Below are 19,472 nucleotides of genomic sequence, written 5' to 3' on the forward strand. Positions count from 1 at the left end.
GATCCGCCAGTATTCTTCCTCGGCCCCATGCCCAAGGCATCGGCCGTTTCCGGCTCCGACGAAACCGATCCGTCAGGAACCGACTCGATCCGGTGATCCGCCAGCAAGCTCATCAGTGTCTCCCTTGATCAGGGTGTCCACCGAATTCATGACACTCCCCGCCGGGGCGATGGTGCGACGGCCAAGGGAACAGGTGGGACGGGGAAAATCGGATGGTGGTGGGTAGGGACCGGGCGGGGGGCAGTCGGTAGGCTCCGTGGCATGGAGCATGAGGTTGTCGTCCCGATGTCCGCCGAGCTGGTGCGGCAGGCCTTGCAGGATCCGGCGCTGCTGGCGCGGAGTGTGCCGGGGCTGAGCACCGAGCCGGCCGCGGTCGGCGCCGGTGCGGCCGAGGAGATCAGCGGCCGGCTGAAGCTGCGGGTCGGCGGCTCCACGATCACGTACAAGGGCGTGCTGTCGCTGATCGAGGGCCGGGAGGGCGTGCTGACGGTGCTCGCCGAGGGCGAGGAGGCCCGGGGCAGCGGCGAGGTGACCGCCACCGTCCGGGTCAGCGTCGCGGACGGCGCCGAGGACGGCACCGCGGCGATCCGCTTCACCGGCGACCTGAGCGCCACCGGCCGGCTGACCGAGTTCGACGAGGAGACCCTCGACACCACCGGACGCCGGCTGCTGGACAGGTTCGCCGCCGCGCTGGCCGCCCCGGAGGGCGAGCAGCCGCAGGACCAGGACCCGGACCAGGAGGAGGACGACGCCGCCCCCGCCGGGGCCGACGCCGGTGTGGTCTTCATCGAGGAGCACCAGGACCAGCCCGGTGACGACCTGGACGACGACCTCTCCGACCTGATCGCCTTCTCCGACGCCGATGCCGAGCGCTTCGGTCTGCCCACCGGCTCCGCCGACGACGACGAGGACGACGTCGACGGCGAGGGCGCGGACGGCTCCGCCGAGCGGGACGGCGTCGCCGAGGAACTCCCCGCCGAGCCGCTCTTCGCGTACGAGGACGAGCCGGTGCTCTCCGGCCCGGTGCGCCGCAGCATCGTCGGCCGGTCCGCCGAGGAGGTGGACCACGCCCCGCCGCGCGGCCCGTACGCCCCGGCGCTGCCCGCCCGCAGCGCGCGGGCCCGGGCGGCGTCCCGCTGGGGCGGCGAGGCCGGTGGGATCGTGGTACCGGGCACCGGCGGCCGCAGCGCGGTGCCGTGGGTGATCGGCGGCTCGGTGGCGCTGCTGGGCGGTGCCGTGGTGCTGGTCAGGGCGCTGCGCCGGCGCTGAGCCCGGAGAGCCGCGGGGCCCACCAGGGCCTAGACTGAACGCTCATGAGCAACGACCGCGACGCCCTGCTGGCACAGATCAAGGACAAGGCCGTCGTGCACGGCAAGGTCACCCTTTCCTCCGGCAAGGAGGCCGACTACTACGTCGACCTGCGCCGGATCACGCTGGACGGCGTGGCCGCCCCGCTGGTCGGCCGGGTGATGCTGGACGCGACCTCGCACCTGGAGTACGACGCCGTCGGCGGTCTGACCCTGGGTGCCGACCCGGTGGCCGCCTCGATGCTGCACGCCGCCGCCGCGCGCGGGCAGCAGCTGGACGCCTTCGTGGTCCGCAAGACCGGCAAGGCCCACGGCCTCCAGCGCCGGATCGAGGGCCCGGAGGTCAAGGGCCGCCGGGTGCTGGCCGTCGAGGACACCTCCACCACCGGCGGCTCGGTGCTGACCGCCGTGGAGGCGCTGCGCGAGGCGGGCGCCGAGGTGGTCGGCGTCGCGGTGATCGTGGAGCGCGGCGGCGCGGCCGCCGTCGAGGCCGAGGGCCTGGAGTACGTGACCGCGTACACCCTGGACGACCTGGGTCTCTGACCCCGCCCGGCACGACGAACGACGGAGGGCCGGTGCTGTTTCACGTGAAACAGCACCGGCCCTCCGTCGTGTCCGGAGCGGCGGGCGCCCGGCCCCGCCGGGGCCGGTGTCGGCCTCAGCCCCGCCGGTGCCGGCCGTTGCCGACCTGGACCTGGCTCTCGCCGGCGGCCTCGGCACCGCCGGCCCGCTTCTTCTTCCGCTCGCGCATGACCTCGACCAGGATCGGCGAGATCGACAGCAGGACGATCAGCAGCACCGCCGGGATCAGGTACTTGTCGATCACCGGGGCGAGCGCGTCACCGAAGAAGTAGCCGATCAGCAGCATGGACTCGGTCCACAGCACGCCGCCGATCACGTTCCAGACGAAGAAGGTCCGGGCGGGCATCTCCAGGGTGCCGGCGACCGGGTTCAGGAAGGTGCGGATGATCGGCATGAAGCGGGCCAGCACCACGGCCTTGCCGGAGCCGAACTTGTTGAAGTACTCCTCCGCCTTGACCACGTACTCGCGGCGGAAGATCTTCGAATCGGGCTTGTCGAACATCTTCGGCCCGACCTTGGCGCCGATCAGGTGCCCGAGCTGGGCGCCGGCGATCGCCGCGATCGGGCAGCCGATCAACAGCACGGCGATCGGCAGCTTGGCGCCGTCGCCGAGCACCGAGGAGGCGGCGTTCGAGGCGGCGACACCCGCGAGGATGAGCAGCGAGTCGCCCGGGAAGAAGAAGCCGACCAGCAGGCCGGTCTCCGCGAAGATGATCGCGATCAGCCCGATGGCGCCGAGGGACGAGATCAGGGATTTGGCGTCGAGCAGGTTGACGGCCAGCTGGTTGTAGTCCACGGGCGCAGGATAGCGGGCGCACCTTGCCGGCGAAGCGCGGGCGTACCGCGCCCGCGGTGCCCGGCCGGGAGCGTTCCCGGCCCCCGTCGGGGCCGCCCGGAGCCCACCCGGAGCCCACCGTGCGCCCGTGCCGTGCGCCGTTCCGCATGCCGGGCTCCTGCTGACCTGCGGGCACGAGTCTGGGAAGATGGCACAGGCGTCCGGTCCGCAACGGCACACCACCCTCATGGCCGTACCGCGGAGGTCGCCTCGAACGTGCCGGAGAGCCACACCGCAACGCCGCGCGTCGGCGGGCCGGCACGGAGTCGTCACGAAGGCGTACACAGCGTCGGACAGCACCGTCCGTACGCCGCAACCCGACAGGAGCGGATCGCATGCCCATCGCAACTCCCGAGGTCTACAACGAGATGCTGGACCGGGCCAAGGCGGGCAAGTTCGCCTACCCGGCCATCAACGTCACGTCGTCGCAGACCCTGCACGCCGCGCTGCGTGGCTTCGCCGAGGCCGAGAGCGACGGCATCATCCAGATCTCGACCGGTGGCGCGGAGTTCCTGGGCGGCCAGCACAACAAGGACATGGTGACCGGCGCCGTCGCGCTCGCCGAGTTCGCCCACATCGTCGCCGCCAAGTACGACGTCACCGTCGCGCTGCACACCGACCACTGCCCGAAGGACAAGCTGGACGGCTACGTCCGCCCGCTGCTGGCGGTCTCCGCCGAGCGCGTGGCCCGGGGCGAGAACCCGCTGTTCCAGTCGCACATGTGGGACGGCTCGGCCGAGACCCTCTCCGACAACCTGGCCATCGCCCAGGAGCTGCTGGCCCAGGCCGCCGCCGCCAAGATCATCCTCGAGGTCGAGATCACCCCGACCGGCGGTGAGGAGGACGGCGTCACCCACGAGATCAACGACGAGCTGTACACCACCGTCAACGACGCCGTGCGCACCGCCGAGGCGCTGGGCCTGGGCGAGAAGGGCCGCTACCTGCTGGCCGCCTCCTTCGGCAACGTGCACGGCGTGTACAAGCCGGGCAACGTCGTGCTGAAGCCGGAGCTGCTGCGCGAGCTCCAGGACGCGATCGGCAAGCAGTACGGCAAGACCGACCCGTTCGACTTCGTCTTCCACGGCGGCTCGGGCTCGAGCGCCGAGGAGATCGCCACCGCGCTGGAGAACGGCGTCGTGAAGATGAACCTGGACACCGACACCCAGTACGCCTTCACCCGCCCGGTGGCCGGCCACATGTTCGCCAACTACGACGGCGTGCTGAAGGTCGACGGCGAGGTCGGCAAGAAGAACACCTACGACCCGCGCACCTGGGGCAAGCTGGCCGAGGCCGGCATGGCCGCCCGCGTGGTCGAGGCCGCCGAGCAGCTGCGTTCGGCGGGCAAGCGCCTGAAGTGAGGTCCGCGCCGCGAGCGCGGAAGCGAGCGCCCCGAGCGCGGAAACCCGCGCCCCGAGCGTGCGGACCCGCGCCCCGAGCGTGAAGACACGGGTGCCCCCGGCGGTTTCTCCGCCGGGGGCACCCGTCACGTCGGGGTGGTTACTGCTTGAGCTCCGCGTACGCCTCCGCGCTGCTGTCCTTCAGGAACTGCCAGCAGCGGGCCTCCTCCTCGGTCTCCTTGATCGCGCCGGCCGCCCGGGCGAGCGCCGCCAGGCAGCGCAGGAAGCCGCGGTTGCCGCGGTGCTCCCACGGCACCGGGCCGTGGCCCTTCCAGCCGTTGCGCCGCAGCGCGTCCAGGCCACGGTGGTAGCCGGTCCGGGCGTAGGCGTACGACTCGACGTACCGTCCGGCCGCGAAGGCGTCGTCGGCGAGCATCGCCCAGGCCAGGCAGAAGACCGGGAACTCGGCCGCCACCTGGGTCGGGGAGGCCGACTCCTCCGCCAGCATCCGGTAGGGGCGCTCCTCCTCCGGGAGGAGGGTCGGTTCGGGACCGTCGAGAAGATTCCTGTGAATCGCCATGCCCTGAAGTCTGCCACCCGAGACGCAGGGGTCAACCGCCGTCCCGGACGGAGCACCGTCCCCGGGGTGGCGAACCTCCCCACCAGGCACGTAGACATTCACCCGTTCGCCATGCCAGTGTGAAGATCATGTCCGCAGCCCGATCCGTCGGCAGGCGCACCGCACCGCCCCGGAAGGGCGGTCGCCGACGCCGCCGACCGCGGCGCAGACTCGGTCCTGGCATGCTCATGGCGCTGGTGGTCTCCGCGCTGGTGCTGGGTGCCACGGCGGTCGTGCTGAACCGCCCGGGGGGAACCCCGGCCGCCACCCCGACCACCCAGGCGCGGGTCGCCCCGCCGGCCGAACAGACCGCCACGGCCACGCCGGAGCCGACCCCGCCCCCGGCCGCCACCCCGCCGCCCGTGGCACCGCCCGCCCCCGCCGGCCCCGACCCCGGCCCCACCATGGGCGCGGGCACCTTCACCGTCGCCCCCGCCACCGCCAAACCGGTCGGGCGCGGCAACGTGCGCCGCTACCGGGTGGAGGTCGAGGACGGCATCGGCATCGACGCCCCGACCGCCGCCGCGCAGATCCACGGCATCCTCGGCGACAAGCGCGGCTGGACCAACGACCACAAGAACGGCTTCCAGCTGGTCGCGAGCGGCCCGTACGACTTCACCGTGAAGATCGCCTCCCCGGCCACCGTGGACCGGATCTGCGGCGCCTCCGGCCTGGACACCCACGGCGAGGTCAACTGCAACGTCGGCAACCAGGTGCTCGTCAACTCCAAGCGCTGGAACACCGGTTCCCCCCAGTTCAGCGGACCGCTGGAGGAGTACCGGGCGCTGATCGTCAACCACGAGGTGGGCCACCGGATCGGCCACGGCCACGAGAGCTGCCCGGGCGAGGGCAAGCCCGCGCCCGCGATGATGCAGCAGATCTACGGCCTCAAGGGCTGCGCGCCCAACGCCTGGCCGTACTCGGCGGAGGGCGTGTACCTCAGCGGGCCGTCCGTCCCCTAGGGTCCGGGCGGCCCGCCGGCCGAAGTCCTAGCCGAGCACCGGCAGGTAGGCCCGCAGGTCGCTGCGCTCCCCCGAGGCGGACACCTTGGCCGACTCCACCGCCGCCGCCCAGTCGAGCCGGCCGGTGGCCAGCCGGATCCAGGTCAGCGGATCGGTCTCCACCACGTTGGGCGGGGTGCCCCGGGTGTGCTTCGGCCCCGGCACCGCCTGGACCACCGCGTACGGCGGGACCCGCAGCTCGACCGCGCCGCCGGGCACCTGCCCGGCGAGGGCGTCGGCCAGCATCCGGGAGACGGCGGCGAGGGCCTGGGGGTCGTGCGGGAAGGCCTCCAGGCCGAGCGCGTCGGCCAGGTCGTCGGCATGCACCACGGCCTCGACCAGCCGGGACACCAGGTACTCGGTCAGGAGCATCGGATGTCCGGTCAGGAAGGTGACCTTCCGCTCCGGGTCCGCCACGGCCGGCCCGTCGAGCTCCGCCCGCACGGCGTCGAGCGACCGGTCGAACTCGGCGGCCACCTCCTTGGCCGAGCCGGCGAAGCCGATCTCCGCGTGCTCCGTGGTCGCGCTGTCGACGAACTCGGCCATCGTCGCGGCCATCGCCGCGTAGTCGGCCAGTGGGAGCGCCGGCCCGTCCGGCACCGGCGAGTTCAGCACACCCAGCAGCTGGCTCAGCGCCAGGCTCACGTGGGTCACCAGCTCGCGCACCTTCCAGGCGCCGAGCCGGGTCGTCCGGTCGAGGTCGGAATCCGTCAGCCGGTGCACGACATCGCGCACCGCCTCGCTCTGCGCCACCAACGCGGCGCTCACCTTCTGCGGCTGATACGTACGGGACTTGGCAGGCATGGGCGTCAACATACGCCGAGGGGCGGGTGGTTCACCAGAGAACCACCCGCCCCTCGGGAACCGTGCGTCAGGCCAGCAGGGCCTCGATGACGCCGGTGTGAGCCTCCGTCAGTTCCGCCAGCGAGACGCTGAACTGGCCCTGGACGTCCAGGCTGTCGCCGTCCACGACACCGATCCGGGTGGCCGGGAGGCCACGCGCGGTGCACATGTCGTTGAACCGCAGCTCCTCGCTGCGCGGCACCGCCACGACGGCGCGGCCGGCCGACTCCGAGAACAGCAGGACGAACGGGTCCTGGCCCTCGGGCACGACGATGCGCGCACCGTGACCGCCCTTGAGGCAGCTCTCCACCAGCGCCTGGCCGAGACCGCCGTCGGACAGGTCGTGCGCGGCGTCGATCATGCCGTCGCGCGAGGCGGCGATCAGGATCTCGCCGAGCAGCCGCTCGCGCTCCAGGTCCACCTTGGGCGGCAGGCCGCCGAGGTGGTCGTGGACCGCCTGCGACCAGGCCGAGCCGCCGAGCTCGTCCGCCGTGTCGCCGAGCAGGTAGAGCAGCTGCCCCTCCTCGGCGAAGGCCAGCGGGGTGCGCCGGGTGACGTCGTCGATCACGCCGAGCACCGCGACCACCGGGGTCGGGTGGATGGCGACCTCGCCGGTCTGGTTGTACAGCGAGACGTTGCCGCCGGTGACCGGGGTGCCGAGCACCAGGCAGGCGTCGGCCAGGCCGCGGGTGGCCTCGGCGAACTGCCACATCACGTCCGGGTCCTCGGGGGAGCCGAAGTTGAGGCAGTCGGAGACGGCGAGCGGCTTGGCACCGCCGGCCGCGACGTTGCGGTACGCCTCGGCCAGGGCCAGCTGGGCGCCGGTGTACGGGTCCAGCTTGGCGAAGCGGCCGTTGCCGTCGGTGGCGACCGAGACGCCGAGGTTGGTCTCCTCGTCGATCCGGATCATGCCCGAGTCCTCGCCGGAGGCGAGCACCGTGTTGCCCAGCACGTAGCGGTCGTACTGGTTGGTGATCCAGGACTTGGAGGCCTGGTTCGGGTGGCTGGTGACCTTCAGCAGGTCGGCCTTGAGGCCCTCGCCGGTGGTCGGGCGGGCCAGCCGCTCGGCGGTCGGGGCGTCGGCCTGCAGCGCGTCCTGCCAGCTCGGGCGGGCGTACGGACGCTCGTAGGTCGGGCCCTCGTGGGCGACGGTGCGCGGCGGGACGTCCACCACGAGATCGCCGTGCCAGTAGATCTCCAGGCGCTCACCGTCGGTCACCTCACCGATGACGTTGGCGATGACGTCCCACTTCTCGCAGATCTCCAGGAAGCGGTCGACCTTGTCGGGCTCCACGATCGCGCACATGCGCTCCTGCGACTCGCTCATGAGGATCTCCTCCGGCGAGAGCGTGTGGTCGCGCAGGTGCACGGTGTCGAGCTCGATCCGCATGCCGCCGGAGCCGGCCGAGGCCAGCTCGCTGGTGGCGCAGGACAGACCGGCCCCGCCGAGGTCCTGGATGCCCTTGACGAGCTTCTCCCGGAAGATCTCCAGGGTGCACTCGATCAGGAGCTTCTCCTGGAACGGGTCGCCGACCTGGACGGCCGGGCGCTTGGCCGGCTTGGTGTCGTCGAAGGTCTCGGAGGCGAGCACCGAGACGCCGCCGATGCCGTCGCCACCGGTCCGGGCGCCGTACAGGATGACCTTGTTGCCGGCGCCGGAGGCCTGCGCGAGGTGGATGTCCTCGTGCTTCATGACGCCCACGCACAGCGCGTTGACCAGCGGGTTGCCCTGGTAGCAGGAGTCGAAGACAACCTCGCCGCCGATGTTCGGCAGGCCCAGGCAGTTGCCGTAGCCGCCGATGCCCGCGACGATCCCGGGCAGCACGCGCCGGGTGTCCGGGTGGTCGGCCGCACCGAAGCGCAGCGGGTCCATCACGGCGACCGGACGGGCGCCCATCGCCAGGATGTCGCGCACGATGCCGCCGATGCCGGTGGCCGCGCCCTGGTAGGGCTCGATGTACGACGGGTGGTTGTGCGACTCGACCTTGAAGGTGACCGCGTAGCCCTGGCCGACGTCGACGACACCGGCGTTCTCGCCGATGCCGACGAGCATCGCGTCCGAATCCGGCTTCTTCTCGCCGAACTGCTTCAGGTGGACCTTGCTGCTCTTGTACGAACAGTGCTCCGACCACATGACCGAGTACATCGCGAGTTCGGCGCCGGTCGGGCGGCGGCCGAGGATCTCCCGGATGCGGGCGTACTCGTCCTCCTTGAGGCCGAGTTCGGCCCAGGGCTGGGCGGCGTCCGGGGTCTGCTCGGCGTTCTTGACGGTGTCGAGGCTCATCAGGCGTTCACCAGCTGCTTCAGGACGGAAGTGAAGAAGCCCAGGCCCTCGGTGGTCGGACCGGTGAGCGGCTCCACGGCGTGCTCCGGGTGCGGCATCAGGCCGACGACATTGCCGGCGGCGTTGGTGATGCCGGCGATGTCGCGGTACGAACCGTTCGGGTTGACGTCGAGGTAACGGGCGACGACCCGGCCCTCCGCCTCCAGTTCGTCGAGCACCCGCTCGTCGGCGACGAAGCGGCCCTCGCCGTTCTTCAGCGGGACGACGATTTCCTGGCCCGCCGAGTAATCCCGGGTCCAGGCGGTGCCGGCGTTCTCGATGCGCAGCTTCTGGTCGCGGCAGACGAAGTGCAGCGAGTCGTTCCGGTGGAGCGCACCGGGCAGCAGGTGCGATTCGCACAGCACCTGGAAGCCGTTGCAGATACCGAGCACCGGCATTCCGAGCTTCGCCTGCTCGATGACGGTCTCCATCACCGGCGAGAAGCGGGAGATCGCACCGCAGCGCAGATAGTCGCCGTAACTGAATCCGCCCGGCAGGACGACGGCGTCGACCTGGTGGAGATCCTTGTCACGGTGCCAGAGGGCGACCGGCTCGGCGCCGGCGAGACGGACCGCCCGCTGGGCGTCGCGGTCGTCGAGGGAGCCGGGGAAAGTGACGACGCCGACGCGGGTGGTCACTTGCCCTCCTCCTCGACCCGGACGGTGAAGTCCTCGATCACGGTGTTGGCGAGAAAGGTCTCGGCGGCTTCGCGGATACGGGCGAGCGCCGCGTCGTCGACCGGGCCCTCCACATCCAGCTCGAAACGCTTGCCCTGGCGGACGTCGGCGATCCCGGTGAATCCGAGACGGGGCAGTGCACGCTGCACCGCCTGTCCCTGGGGGTCGAGGATCTCCGGCTTGAGCATGACGTCGACTACGACGCGTGCCACTGGCACTCCCGGTGGTGTCTTCGGTGAGGCGGGGGAACCCCAGACTACCCGTGGTTTCGGGCAGGATTGCTGGCCGGGGATAGCGACGCGCGTAGACTCCAGACCCTTACGCCGCAAGGGATCCGGGCCCCCCGCCGCCCGCCAGGGCCGACCGGTTTCCCCGGATTCGGCCCCCGGAACGACGCCGCCGGGAGAACACCCGAATACGGCACTTGGGGACAGATCCGCCCGTCCCGCACATCGGTATCCCGGAACCCCGCGAAGAGACGTGAATATCCGGAAAAGAATGCCGGACTCTTCGATTTCGGCCCCCTTCGGGTGCAGAATAGGGCCACCTGTCGCGGCAAGTGCTGCGTATCAGGCGGGCCGCCCGGCCTGCCCGTACGCGCTTGGGCGAGTTGGTGCACATCAGGCCTCGGTACCCCCTCGGACCGGCGGCCGAATTGCCGAGAGGATTGACACCCATGGCTCAGCGTGTAGTTGTCACGCTCTCCGACGACCTGGACGGCGGCGCCGCCGCGGAAACCGTCCACTTCGGCGTCGACGGGAAGTCGTACGAGATCGACCTGTCCGTGGACAACGCGGAAAAGCTGCGGGAGGCCCTCGCTCCGTTCGTCGCCGCCGGCCGCCGCCAGAGCCGCACCGGAAAGTCCTTCCGCCGCACGGCCCTCACCCCGGACCCGGCCGCCGTCCGAGCCTGGGCGCTGTCCCGCGGGATGGAGCTGCCGGCCCGCGGCCGCATCCCCAAGCACGTGTACGAGGCGTTCGCCGAGGCGAACTGAGCCCCGCGGGGACACCGCTCCCCGGTCGCCCCGCCCGCCCGGACCGAAAGGGTGGGGCGACCACCCCGAAAGATGCTGTAGAGTATTCCTCGTCGCCGCAACGGAGAGATCCGAAGAGGCGGCGGGTGCCCCACCAGGCACCGTGCGGACGTGGCTCAGTTGGTAGAGCATCACCTTGCCAAGGTGAGGGTCGCGAGTTCGAATCTCGTCGTCCGCTCGCAGTGCGCGAGCACAGCACAACTCAATAGTTTGACCTGCGGACGTGGCTCAGTTGGTAGAGCATCACCTTGCCAAGGTGAGGGTCGCGAGTTCGAATCTCGTCGTCCGCTCCGATACGAAGGGCCCCCTCACTCGAGGGGGCCCTTCGGCATTCCCCGGCAAATCGGCCCATGACATTTGTCATCGCCGACCCGTGCATCCGCACCGCGATGTCATGACGGTGCGCACTGCCCGCGCGGCCCGGTCGGCGGAAGGCTTGAGGCATGGAAACGAGCCGGCCCTCCCGCCCCAGCGACGACGTGATCGAGGTCACCGACCTGCACCGCCACTACGGCGGCGGCACCTCCGGGTACCACGCCGTGCGCGGCGTGGACCTGACCGTCCGCCGCGGCGAGCTGTTCGCCCTGCTCGGCACCAACGGGGCCGGCAAGACCTCCACCATGGAGGTCATCGAGGGCCTGGCCGCGCCCACCGGCGGCACCGTCCGGGTGCTCGGCCGGGACCCCTTCAAGGAGCGCGCCGCCGTCCGCCCGCGGATCGGCATCATGCTCCAGGAGGGCGGCTTCCCCGGCGAGCTCACCGCCGCCGAGACCGGCCGCGCCTGGGCCGGGATGACCAGCGGCGCCCGCCCGGTGGCGGAGGCGCTGGAGCTGGTCGGCCTCGGCCACCGGGCGAACGTCCGGGTCAAGCAGCTGTCCGGCGGCGAGAAGCGCCGGCTGGACCTCGCGATGGCCCTGCTCGGCCGCCCCGAGGTGCTCTTCCTGGACGAGCCGAGCACCGGTCTCGACCCGGAGGCGCGCGCCGCCGTCTGGCAGCTGGTCCGCGAGCTGCGCGCCCAGGGCACCACGGTGCTGCTCACCACGCACTACCTGGAGGAGGCCGAGGAGCTGGCCGACCGGCTGGCCATCATGCACGGCGGCCGGGTCGTCACCTCCGGCACCGTCGCCGAGGTGATCGCCGGCCGGCCCGCCCGGATCAGCTTCGAGCTTCCCGACTTCACCGGGACGGCACTGCCCGTCCTGGCCGGGGCCGAGATCGGCGTCGAGGGCCGCAAGATCACCGTGCAGACCCTCGGGCTCCAGGACACCCTCACCGACCTGCTCGGCTGGGCCCGGCACCACGGGATCGCACTCGGCGCCCTGGACGCCCGCAGCGCCTCGCTGGAGGAGGCCTTCCTCGCGATCGCCTCCGAAGCCGCCCACCAGAGCCCCCCGCAGGCGCCCGCCGCCACCCGCCCCGCCCGCCGCCGCCTGATCGGATCCGCCCGATGACCACCGCCGCCCCCACCGCCGCCACCGCCGGTCCGCAGAGCACCACCGTCCGCCGACTGCTCGCCCTCGGCCGGGCCGAGGCCACCCTGCTGATGCGCAACCGCACGGCCCTGTTCACCGCCCTGGTGCTGCCGCTGGTGCTGGTCTTCACCCTGCAGAGCGCGCTGTCGAAGCAGGCCGAGTCCAACCCCGGGCTGGACGTCGACTCGCTGCTGGTCTACGGCTCGGTCGGGATGATCCTGGCCTTCGTCGTGTACTACAACCTGACCGCCGCGTACGTCGGACGGCGCGGTGAGCTGGTCCTCAAGCGGCTGCGCACCGGCGAGGCCCGGGACATCGAGATCCTGCTCGGCACCGCCGTCCCCTCGCTCGCGCTCGCGCTGATGATGGCCGCCCTGATCGGGATCGGCGGCAGCCTCGGCCTGCACCTGGCCGTTCCGGTCAACCCGGTGCTGATGCTGGTCGGCCTGCTGCTGGCGCTGGCCACCATGATCGCCCTGGCCGCACTGTCCAGCGCCTTCACCAAGACCGTGGAGAGCGCGGGCATCACCACCCTGCCGGTCATGCTGGTGATGCAGCTCGGCTCCGGCCTGTTCGTCCCGCTGGAGGTCATGCCCAAGCAGCTGGCCGACATCTGCCGCCTGCTGCCGACCACCCCCGCCTTCCAGCTGATCCGGGTCGGCTGGTTCGGCACCGACGGCTCGGCCGCCGCGACCGGCTTCGCCGGCTCCTGGGGCGCCGCCGGCTCGCACCTGGTCACCGGGACCATCTGGCTGGGCCTGGCCGTCTGGGGCGCGGTGCGCTACTTCCACTGGGAGCCGCGCCGCTGACCCGAAGGGCACCGCGCACGGAAGGCGTTCATCCGACGGATGAACGCCTTCCGTGCCTCTGATATGAAGACACCGGCAAGATCGTGATCGAACTGGGGCGGAAGAATTTGAGAATGCGGTCACCGCTTCGCAGCTGGACGAGCCTGAGCAAGCCCCGGCGCACCGAGCTGTACTTCCGCTGGTCGCTCTACACGCTGCCGCTGCTGCTGCTCCCGATCACCCTGCTCTCCGCCGGGGCCCGGGCCGACCTGCCGGACTCCGTCGGGACGGTCCGGATCGCCCTGCTGGTCTCGCTCGCCTCCACGCTGCTGGGCCTGCGGGCCTGCCGCACCTCGCTCGACCACTACCTGAAGCGCCCCACCGACCACCTGCGCTGGCTGGCCGCCAACGGCGCGTTCGCGGTGGCCGGCTCCTGGGCCATCCTGCTGCTCGGACCGCACGCCGACGGGGTGGACGGCCGGTCCGGAATGGCGTTCACCGCCACGATGGCGACCCTCCTGCTCGCCATCGCCTTCGGCCCGGCGTCCATCGGACTGTCGATCCCCCGGGCCTCGCTGGCCGCCCTCGGCGGGTTCCTGCTGATCGCGCCGGCGATGGTGCTGGCCGGATACGGCCTCGCCGGCACCGCCGGGCTGCTGATCGGCTCCCTGGTCATGCTGCCCGTCCTCGGCGGGACCTGCCGCAGCTTCGCCTGGCTGACCTCGGTGGTCTGGGAACTCGACGCCGCCCGCGAGGCCCAGTCCCGGCTGGCCGTCGCCGAGGAGCGACTGCGCTTCTCCCGTGACCTGCACGACGTGATGGGCCGCAACCTCACCACCATCGCGCTGAAGAGCGAGCTCGCCGTCCGGCTCGCCCGCCGGGGGCGCGAGGAGGCCGCCGACCAGATGGCCGAGGTGCAGAAGATCGCCCAGGAGTCGCAGCGCGAGGTCCGGGACGTCATCCGCGGCTACCGCACCGCCGACCTGCACGCCGAGGCGATCGGCGCCCGGGCGGTGCTGCGCTCGGCCGACGTCGCCTGCGAGATCGACCTCGGCGAGCACGCCGACGAGCTGCCGCCCCCGGTCCAGTCGGTGTTCGGCTGGGTGATCCGCGAGGCCACCACCAACGTGCTGCGGCACAGCGAGGCCGGCCGCTGCCTGATCCGGCTGCGGACCGAGGACGGACGGGCCGTGCTGGAACTGGAGAATGACGGGGTGCCCGACGTCCCGTTCCCGTCCCAGGGCAGCGGCACCGGGCTGCGCGGGCTGCGCGAGCGGCTCGCCGCCCACGAAGGCGAGCTGACCGTACCGGCCGCCGAGGCGGGCGTCTTCCGGATGCTCGCCACCGTCCCGCTCCCCCGCTGAGGAAGGCCCGCCCGATGACCGAGAACGCCGCGTCCGTCCGCGTCCTGCTCGCCGACGACGAGCACCTGATCCGGGGCGCGCTGGCCGCGCTGCTCTCGCTGGAGGACGACATCGAGGTGGTCGCCCAGGCCGGCTCCGGTACGGAGGCGCTGGCGATGGCGCTGGCGCACCGACCGGACGTCGCGGTGCTGGACCTCCAGATGCCGGGCAAGGACGGCATCGAGGTGGCCGCCCAGCTGCGCGTGGTGCTGCCGGACTGCCGCTGCATGATCGTCACCGGCCACGGCCGCCCGGGCTACCTGAAGCGGGCGCTGGAGGTCGGGATCCGCGGCTTCCTGCCGAAGACCGTCTCGGCGGCGGACCTGGCCGGCATCATCCGCACCGTGCGCTCCGGCGGCCGGTACGTGGACCCGGAGCTGGCGGCGGACGCGATCAGCGCCGGCGAGAGCCCGCTGACCCCGCGCGAGACGGACGTCCTGGAGCTGGCCGCCGACGGCACCACGGTCGCCGGGATCGCCGAGCGGGCCTCGCTCTCCCCGGGCACCGTGCGCAACTACCTGTCCTCGGCGGCCACCAAGCTCGGCGCGGAGAACCGGCACGCGGCGGTGCGGATCGCCCGCGAGCACGGCTGGATCTAGGGGCGTGTCGGACACGCCCCAGGAGTCCCCGGCGCTCGCGGGCGATCCGGACGGACTCAGGCCCAGGTGGTCCCGGTGAGCCGCTCGTACACCTCGATGTACTTGGCGCGTGTCCGCTCGACGATCTCGGCCGGCAGCGCGGGCGGCGGCTGCTCGCTGTGGCGGTCCCAGCCGGAGGCCGGGGAGACCAGCCAGTCGCGGATCAGCTGCTTGTCGAAGGACGACTGCGAGCGGCCCGGCTGGTACTCGTCGGCCGGCCAGTAGCGGGAGGAGTCCGGGGTGAGCACCTCGTCCCCGATCACCAGCTCGCCGTCCAGCAGGCCGAACTCGAACTTGGTGTCGGCCAGGATGATGCCGCGCCCGCGGGCGATGTCCCGGGCCCGGGCGTAGACGTCCAGGGTGGTGCGGCGCAGCTGGGCGGCCAGCTCGGCGCCGATCCGGCGGGCGGTCTCCTCGTAGGAGACGTTCTCGTCGTGCTCGCCGACCTCGGCCTTGAGCGCCGGGGTGTAGATCGGGCCGGGCAGCTCGGAGCTGTTCTCCAGGCCCTCCGGCAGCGCGATGCCGCAGACCGTGCGGCTCTCGTTGTACTCGGCCAGGCCGGAGCCGGCCAGGTAGCCGCGGGCGACCGCCTCGACCGGGACCATCTCCAGGCTGCGGCAGACCAGCGTGCGGCCCTTCCAGTCGGCCGGGGCGCCGGCCGGGACCTCGGTGGAGATCACGTGGTTGGGGACGATGTCGGCGATCCGCTCGAACCACCACAGCGACAGCTGGGTGAGGATGCGGCCCTTGTCCGGGATCTCGTTCGGCAGCACCCAGTCGTGGGCGGACGTCCGGTCGCTGGCCACCATGACCAGTTCGCCCGACTCGGTGCGGTAGAGGTCGCGCACCTTGCCGGTGTGCAGGTGGACCAGGCCGGGTACCTGGACCGGCTCGGGCTTGGTGACAAATCCGCTCAAGGTGTCTCAGTCCTCAGGGGTCGTTCGCGGGCGGGGGCCCCGCGAAAGGGGAGGTCACTGCCCCCGCAGTCTTTCACGACCGCCGAACACCGGTTCCCGGGCCACCGTCCGCCGGTTCCCGGGCAGCCGTCCGCCGGTCCTCCGGCCGCCGGGCCGGCTAGTTCTTGCAGAGCCGGTCCAACAGGTTGGCGGTGGCCCGCTGGATCCGTTCGTCGGTCAGGCCGGGGCGCCCCAGCGCGGGCGACCAGGCGAAGGTGCCGGCCGCGAAGACGTACGCGCCGCTGGGCGCCCGGTACAGCGAGGTCTCCTGGAAGCGGGTGCGGCCGGACAGGTCCTGGTAGGGCGAGTGCGCCAGCAGCACCCGCTCGATGTGGTCGGGCAGCGCCACCTTGGGGTAGTAGCGGTCGGCCTCGCCGGCCACCAGCCCGGGCAGTTCGTCGCCCTCCTGGAGGCCGGTGCCGTCCCAGAGCCAGTGCGCGGTGTGCCGGGCGACCAGCGGGACGGGCGCGGCGACCCGCCCCGAGTACTGCACCCCGAGCAACTGCTGCTCGGGCTCGCCCGCGTCCCGCCACAGCGCGCTGGCCGCGCCGGGCGCCCCGGCGGCCGGGCTGCCGGGGCCGACCTTCTGCCGCTTGCGGCAGTTGAGCAGCCGGTTGGGCTCGCCGGAGGCGGCGGCGGACAGTTCGACCCGCCAGTACATGGTGTTGGCGGAGAGGAACACCAGCGAGGTGCCGCCGTCCCTGGCCCGCTCGGCGGCCCGGCGCATCGGCTCGGACCAGTACTCGTCGTGGCCGGGGAAGACCAGCGCCCGGTGCCGGGACGGGTCCACCAGGCCGGCGTGCAGGTCGGTGGCGGTCGCGTACGAGAGGTCGTAGCCGTAGCGCTCGGCCCAGCGGATGAAGTCGTACGCGTGGCCGACGTGCAGCGGCAGTCCGGCGGTGGCGTGCGGGCGGTCGAAGGAGACGGTGACGGCCGCCTCCGGCTCCCCGACCAGGCCGCCCCGCCCGTCCCAGGCGTGGTAGAGGCTGGCGCCGGTGCGGCCGTCCTCGGGGAACAGGTTGTACGCCTGCCAGGTCACGTCCGGGAGCACCAGGAGCAGTTCGGCGGTGTGCGCCTGGTCCTCGAAGTCCCGGACGGTGAACGGGATGTGGCTGCGGTGCAGCATGTCGGCGGTGGTCAGCACGGCGACGTACGAGCCGGGCTTCCAGTGCACCGGGATCTGGAGCCGCCAGGAGTGCCACCAGTGGTGGCAGGAGACCGTCCGGTCGACCACCAGCGGGGCGGGCTGGGCGAGGCCGGAGATCAGCGGACTGGACGTCATGTGGCGGGCGTTGTCGCCGCCGTAGTGGCCGATCCGGAAGACGTCCACGGTGAACTCGCGGGGCGGGTTCACCGTGACCCGGAAGTCCACCGAGCCGCCGGGGCGGACCACCCCGGCCGAGGCGAAGCCCTTGATCTGCTGGTCCACGTCGTTGGCGCCCTGGGGGCTGCCGACCGTGGGCTTGGGCCGGGCCCCCGCGGCCAGCGGCTGCTGGCCCGGCGCGTCCACCGAGACGTACCAGGGGACGGCGCCCTCCGCCCCGGCCAGGTACTGGTCCGGGCTGCGCAGCCAGGGCAGCGGGCCCTGGCCGAAGGGGTCGGAGACGCTGTAGGCGTGCGTCCCCGACTCCCAGCGGCCGTTGAGTTCGGTCCCCACGCGCCCCTCCCAGGTGCACTTCCGCCCGGTTGGCACGTGCCCCCCGGATGTGCGTGCGGTCTAATACACCACAGACTGCTGGCGCAACGTCACCCTCCGGTAGCAATTGGTGCAGGGAATCTCGCGCGCCTCCCGGGCAGGGCCTCCGGCCTGCGAGGACTCCCGGCGGCCGGCCCATTTGGGGGCGCGTACGGGGGTGCCGAGCGCCCTCCCGGGACACCTGGGACGTCAGAGGCGGACGGGTTTCTCGAGACGGACGTCGGCGGCGTCCAGCCAGGCGCGCAGCGGACCGTCCTGGCCCTGTTCGACGGCCTGGGCGACCGGGCCGGCCAGGTCGGTGCGGCGCACCCCGCCGAGCAGCAGCACCGGGCCGTCCAGCCAGTCCAGGCCGGGGGCGCCGCCCGCGGTGTCCACGGCGGCGCAGCAGACCATCGCGGTGACGTGCTCGACCAGCAGGTCGCGGCCGCTGCGGTCGGGTTCGAGCAGCGGGGCCGGGGCGGTGGTGCGGGCCAGCTGGGCGGCGAGCGCGGCGGCCAGCAGCTCGCCGTCGCCCTCGGCGAGCCGGCCCAGCAGCCGGGTGAGGGTCGGGGCGCCCGGGCGGGCCTGCGGGGCGAGCCGGTCCAGGGCGGTCTGCAGGGCGGCGGCGCCCGCCCGCCAGCCGGCGTCCACCGCCTCGGCCGGGTAGTCGACCCACTCCAGTTCGTGCCAGGCGCCGGCCGCCGGGCGGCCGAAGAACAGCTCGGCGGCGAGCCGGGAGACCGCCCGGTCGACGGTGCCGGGCTCCTCCAGCAGGTCGCAGGCGGGGCGGTCGCCGAGCCGGCTGCCGTAGCCGTCGGCCAGCCGGTCGCGCCGGGACAGCTCGGTGAGCGCGGAGACCACGCCGGCGTTGAGGTGCGCCGGGTGGCGGCCGAGCCGCCAGGCGGGCAGCGCGACCCTGGTGAGCAGCCGGTCCCAGCCCGCGTAGGCCAGGCCGACCTGTTCCTGGGCGGCGATCCGCAGGCCGTAGTCAACCGTCCTGGCCTGTTCGGAGGCCCAGCTCGCGACCGAGCGCTCCAGCTCGGCGGAGTGGCCCCGGCAGGCGCCGAGCAGGCGGCGGACGATCCGGCGGACGACCCGGTCCGCGAGCGCGGCCGGACCGCCCCGGGGCGGCCGGGGCGGGGCGGCCAGGGTGCCGCCGCCGAGGCCGGGGGCCGTGCCGCCGCCGGAGTCCAGGCAGGCGTCCAGACTGCGCAGGAAGCGCCGGGCGGCGGCGATCTCCGGGTCTGCGGAGGCGGCGGTGCCGGCCACCACGGGGGCGAGCAGGGCGCGCAGCTCGCCGGCCCGCATCCACCACAGGAAGGGCGAGCCGATCACCAGGACGGGAGCGGGCGCCCCGGGGGCGCCCTTCGGCGGACGCGCCGCGGCCGTCCGCCGGGCCTGCGGGAGGTCCTCCAGCCAGCTGTCGCAGTCCGGGGTGAGGGCGACGGCCGAGGGCGCCGGCACGGCCAGCCGGTCCGCCAGCTCGTCGATCAGCCGGTACAGCTCGGGGGCCTCGGCCCGGTCCAGCGGGACGGCCGGGGTGCGCGGCGGCACGGCCCGGCGCAGGGCGCGGGCGGTGAGCCCGGCCACCAGGAGGGTCAGCGCGGCGACCGCGCAGACCGCCCAGCGTGCGGCGTCCCAGCCCGCCGCGTCGGCGGCCCCCGGCGCGCCTATCCGGCCGGTGAACCGGCCCGCGAGCAGGACCACCGCGACGGCGGCGGGCAGGACGGCGGCGGCCCGGGCGAGGCCTCGGACCCGCAGGACCGCCTGGGCATGAGCGCGCGCGGTGTCGACAACGGCCATACGGTGCGGCACCCCCTTCGGAGCCCTCGGGCGCCCGGCTTCGGGCCCTGAGCCGACTCGAAACGATCAGTTCCGACCGGGAAGCGGAGGTGTCCGATCCCCGGTAGTGCATGCTGCGTGGCGCTACTGACATTTTCGACGCCCCGGTCCGGGTGGATGTTCCGGATCACCCCGGTTTCC

18 protein-coding genes and 2 tRNA genes are annotated in these 19,472 nt (G+C 72.8%); 11 read left to right on the forward strand and 9 right to left on the reverse strand.

All coding sequences use genetic code 11. The features are described from left to right. The first annotated feature begins 261 nt into the window (after positions 1–261). Both ACIQ87_RS35095 and pyrE read left to right on the forward strand, forming a co-directional pair. Positions 262–1,269, forward strand: a complete 1,008-nt coding sequence (locus ACIQ87_RS35095; RefSeq protein ID WP_402415047.1) for a CoxG family protein — start codon at positions 262–264, stop codon at positions 1,267–1,269. A 44-nt stretch (positions 1,270–1,313) separates the two neighbouring features. After that, complete coding sequence (gene pyrE, locus ACIQ87_RS35100) at positions 1,314–1,850, forward strand: orotate phosphoribosyltransferase (RefSeq protein ID WP_392868562.1); 537 nt, start codon at positions 1,314–1,316, stop codon at positions 1,848–1,850. Positions 1,851–1,965: 115 nt separating this feature from the next. Here pyrE and ACIQ87_RS35105 read toward each other — a convergent pair whose 3' ends face one another. Beyond that, entirely contained in the window at positions 1,966–2,685 is a 720-nt protein-coding gene (locus ACIQ87_RS35105; protein ID WP_402415050.1) for a DedA family protein, read from the reverse strand. Between the two features lie 374 nt (positions 2,686–3,059). On the opposite strand from ACIQ87_RS35105, the gene fbaA reads away from it, so the two are divergent. Then, positions 3,060–4,082 (forward strand): class II fructose-bisphosphate aldolase, encoded by a 1,023-nt coding sequence (gene fbaA / locus ACIQ87_RS35110; RefSeq protein WP_402415053.1) that lies wholly within the window; start codon positions 3,060–3,062, stop codon positions 4,080–4,082. A gap of 139 nt (positions 4,083–4,221) precedes the next feature. Here fbaA and ACIQ87_RS35115 read toward each other — a convergent pair whose 3' ends face one another. Next, positions 4,222–4,641, reverse strand: a complete 420-nt coding sequence (locus ACIQ87_RS35115) for a DUF3151 domain-containing protein (RefSeq protein WP_402415056.1) — start codon at positions 4,639–4,641, stop codon at positions 4,222–4,224. A gap of 221 nt (positions 4,642–4,862) precedes the next feature. Between ACIQ87_RS35115 and ACIQ87_RS35120 the strand changes: the two genes are divergently transcribed. Continuing rightward, complete coding sequence (locus ACIQ87_RS35120) at positions 4,863–5,642, forward strand: DUF3152 domain-containing protein (protein ID WP_402415058.1); 780 nt, start codon at positions 4,863–4,865, stop codon at positions 5,640–5,642. A 27-nt stretch (positions 5,643–5,669) separates the two neighbouring features. On the opposite strand, the gene ACIQ87_RS35125 is transcribed toward ACIQ87_RS35120, so the two are convergent. From ACIQ87_RS35125 to purS, 4 genes are all read right to left on the reverse strand, one after another. Beyond that, complete coding sequence (locus ACIQ87_RS35125) at positions 5,670–6,485, reverse strand: sterol carrier family protein (protein ID WP_402415061.1); 816 nt, start codon at positions 6,483–6,485, stop codon at positions 5,670–5,672. 67 nt (positions 6,486–6,552) lie between these two features. Further along, positions 6,553–8,808 carry a phosphoribosylformylglycinamidine synthase subunit PurL gene (gene purL / locus ACIQ87_RS35130; RefSeq protein ID WP_402415064.1) on the reverse strand — a complete coding sequence of 752 codons (2,256 nt, stop codon included), beginning with the start codon at positions 8,806–8,808 and terminating at the stop codon, positions 6,553–6,555. Next, the gene (purQ, locus tag ACIQ87_RS35135; RefSeq protein WP_402415066.1) at positions 8,808–9,485 is read right to left on the reverse strand and encodes a phosphoribosylformylglycinamidine synthase subunit PurQ; all 678 of its coding nucleotides are present in this window, start codon (positions 9,483–9,485) and stop codon (positions 8,808–8,810) included. Before purQ ends, purL begins: the two co-directional genes overlap by 1 nt. Further along, on the reverse strand, positions 9,482–9,736 hold the full coding sequence (gene purS / locus ACIQ87_RS35140) for a phosphoribosylformylglycinamidine synthase subunit PurS (RefSeq protein WP_049654013.1): 255 nt from the start codon (positions 9,734–9,736) through the stop codon (positions 9,482–9,484). Before purS ends, purQ begins: the two co-directional genes overlap by 4 nt. 464 nt (positions 9,737–10,200) lie before the next feature. Between purS and ACIQ87_RS35145 the strand changes: the two genes are divergently transcribed. The 7 genes from ACIQ87_RS35145 to ACIQ87_RS35175 all read left to right on the forward strand — a co-directional run bounded on the left by ACIQ87_RS35145 (position 10,201) and on the right by ACIQ87_RS35175 (position 14,819). Further along, positions 10,201–10,518, forward strand: coding sequence for an Lsr2 family protein (locus ACIQ87_RS35145; RefSeq protein WP_030056585.1), 318 nt, complete (start codon positions 10,201–10,203; stop codon positions 10,516–10,518). Between the two features lie 144 nt (positions 10,519–10,662). Continuing rightward, positions 10,663–10,735 (forward strand) — tRNA-Gly (locus tag ACIQ87_RS35150). A 39-nt stretch (positions 10,736–10,774) separates the two neighbouring features. Continuing rightward, positions 10,775–10,847, forward strand: a tRNA-Gly gene (locus ACIQ87_RS35155). Between the two features lie 153 nt (positions 10,848–11,000). Next, on the forward strand, positions 11,001–12,008 hold the full coding sequence (locus ACIQ87_RS35160; RefSeq protein ID WP_402415068.1) for an ABC transporter ATP-binding protein: 1,008 nt from the start codon (positions 11,001–11,003) through the stop codon (positions 12,006–12,008). Beyond that, positions 12,005–12,838 carry an ABC transporter permease gene (locus tag ACIQ87_RS35165; RefSeq protein ID WP_402415071.1) on the forward strand — a complete coding sequence of 278 codons (834 nt, stop codon included), beginning with the start codon at positions 12,005–12,007 and terminating at the stop codon, positions 12,836–12,838. The genes ACIQ87_RS35160 and ACIQ87_RS35165 overlap by 4 nt, the downstream gene beginning before the upstream one ends. Positions 12,839–12,951: 113 nt before the next feature. Continuing rightward, complete coding sequence (locus ACIQ87_RS35170; protein WP_402415073.1) at positions 12,952–14,181, forward strand: sensor histidine kinase; 1,230 nt, start codon at positions 12,952–12,954, stop codon at positions 14,179–14,181. A gap of 14 nt (positions 14,182–14,195) precedes the next feature. Further along, complete coding sequence (locus ACIQ87_RS35175) at positions 14,196–14,819, forward strand: response regulator (protein ID WP_402415075.1); 624 nt, start codon at positions 14,196–14,198, stop codon at positions 14,817–14,819. A 56-nt stretch (positions 14,820–14,875) separates the two neighbouring features. Here ACIQ87_RS35175 and ACIQ87_RS35180 read toward each other — a convergent pair whose 3' ends face one another. The 3 genes from ACIQ87_RS35180 to ACIQ87_RS35190 form a co-directional block, all read right to left on the reverse strand. Then, positions 14,876–15,775, reverse strand: a complete 900-nt coding sequence (locus ACIQ87_RS35180) for a phosphoribosylaminoimidazolesuccinocarboxamide synthase (protein WP_402415078.1) — start codon at positions 15,773–15,775, stop codon at positions 14,876–14,878. A 157-nt stretch (positions 15,776–15,932) separates the two neighbouring features. Then, the gene (locus ACIQ87_RS35185) at positions 15,933–17,471 is read right to left on the reverse strand and encodes a N,N-dimethylformamidase beta subunit family domain-containing protein (RefSeq protein WP_402415081.1); all 1,539 of its coding nucleotides are present in this window, start codon (positions 17,469–17,471) and stop codon (positions 15,933–15,935) included. Positions 17,472–17,699: 228 nt separating this feature from the next. After that, on the reverse strand, positions 17,700–19,292 hold the full coding sequence (locus ACIQ87_RS35190) for a hypothetical protein (protein WP_402415084.1): 1,593 nt from the start codon (positions 19,290–19,292) through the stop codon (positions 17,700–17,702). Between the last annotated feature and the right edge of the window lie 180 nt (positions 19,293–19,472).

The organism is Kitasatospora sp. NPDC096204 (genome assembly GCF_044763205.1).
Lineage (GTDB): Bacteria > Actinomycetota > Actinomycetes > Streptomycetales > Streptomycetaceae > Kitasatospora.

What these genes read in the sequence shown, in the direction of transcription:
- ACIQ87_RS35120 (WP_402415058.1), top strand. Translation starts at nt 4,863, where the DNA reads ATGCTCATGGCGCTGGTGGTCTCCGCGCTGGTGCTGGGTGCCACGGCG.
- ACIQ87_RS35175 (WP_402415075.1), top strand. Translation starts at nt 14,196, where the DNA reads ATGACCGAGAACGCCGCGTCCGTCCGCGTCCTGCTCGCCGACGACGAG.
- fbaA (WP_402415053.1), top strand. Translation starts at nt 3,060, where the DNA reads ATGCCCATCGCAACTCCCGAGGTCTACAACGAGATGCTGGACCGGGCC.
- ACIQ87_RS35145 (WP_030056585.1), top strand. Translation starts at nt 10,201, where the DNA reads ATGGCTCAGCGTGTAGTTGTCACGCTCTCCGACGACCTGGACGGCGGC.
- ACIQ87_RS35190 (WP_402415084.1), bottom strand. Translation starts at nt 19,292, where the DNA reads ATGGCCGTTGTCGACACCGCGCGCGCTCATGCCCAGGCGGTCCTGCGG.
- ACIQ87_RS35115 (WP_402415056.1), bottom strand. Translation starts at nt 4,641, where the DNA reads ATGGCGATTCACAGGAATCTTCTCGACGGTCCCGAACCGACCCTCCTC.
- pyrE (WP_392868562.1), top strand. Translation starts at nt 1,314, where the DNA reads ATGAGCAACGACCGCGACGCCCTGCTGGCACAGATCAAGGACAAGGCC.
- ACIQ87_RS35170 (WP_402415073.1), top strand. Translation starts at nt 12,952, where the DNA reads ATGCGGTCACCGCTTCGCAGCTGGACGAGCCTGAGCAAGCCCCGGCGC.
- ACIQ87_RS35125 (WP_402415061.1), bottom strand. Translation starts at nt 6,485, where the DNA reads ATGCCTGCCAAGTCCCGTACGTATCAGCCGCAGAAGGTGAGCGCCGCG.
- ACIQ87_RS35095 (WP_402415047.1), top strand. Translation starts at nt 262, where the DNA reads ATGGAGCATGAGGTTGTCGTCCCGATGTCCGCCGAGCTGGTGCGGCAG.
- purL (WP_402415064.1), bottom strand. Translation starts at nt 8,808, where the DNA reads ATGAGCCTCGACACCGTCAAGAACGCCGAGCAGACCCCGGACGCCGCC.
- ACIQ87_RS35165 (WP_402415071.1), top strand. Translation starts at nt 12,005, where the DNA reads ATGACCACCGCCGCCCCCACCGCCGCCACCGCCGGTCCGCAGAGCACC.
- ACIQ87_RS35160 (WP_402415068.1), top strand. Translation starts at nt 11,001, where the DNA reads ATGGAAACGAGCCGGCCCTCCCGCCCCAGCGACGACGTGATCGAGGTC.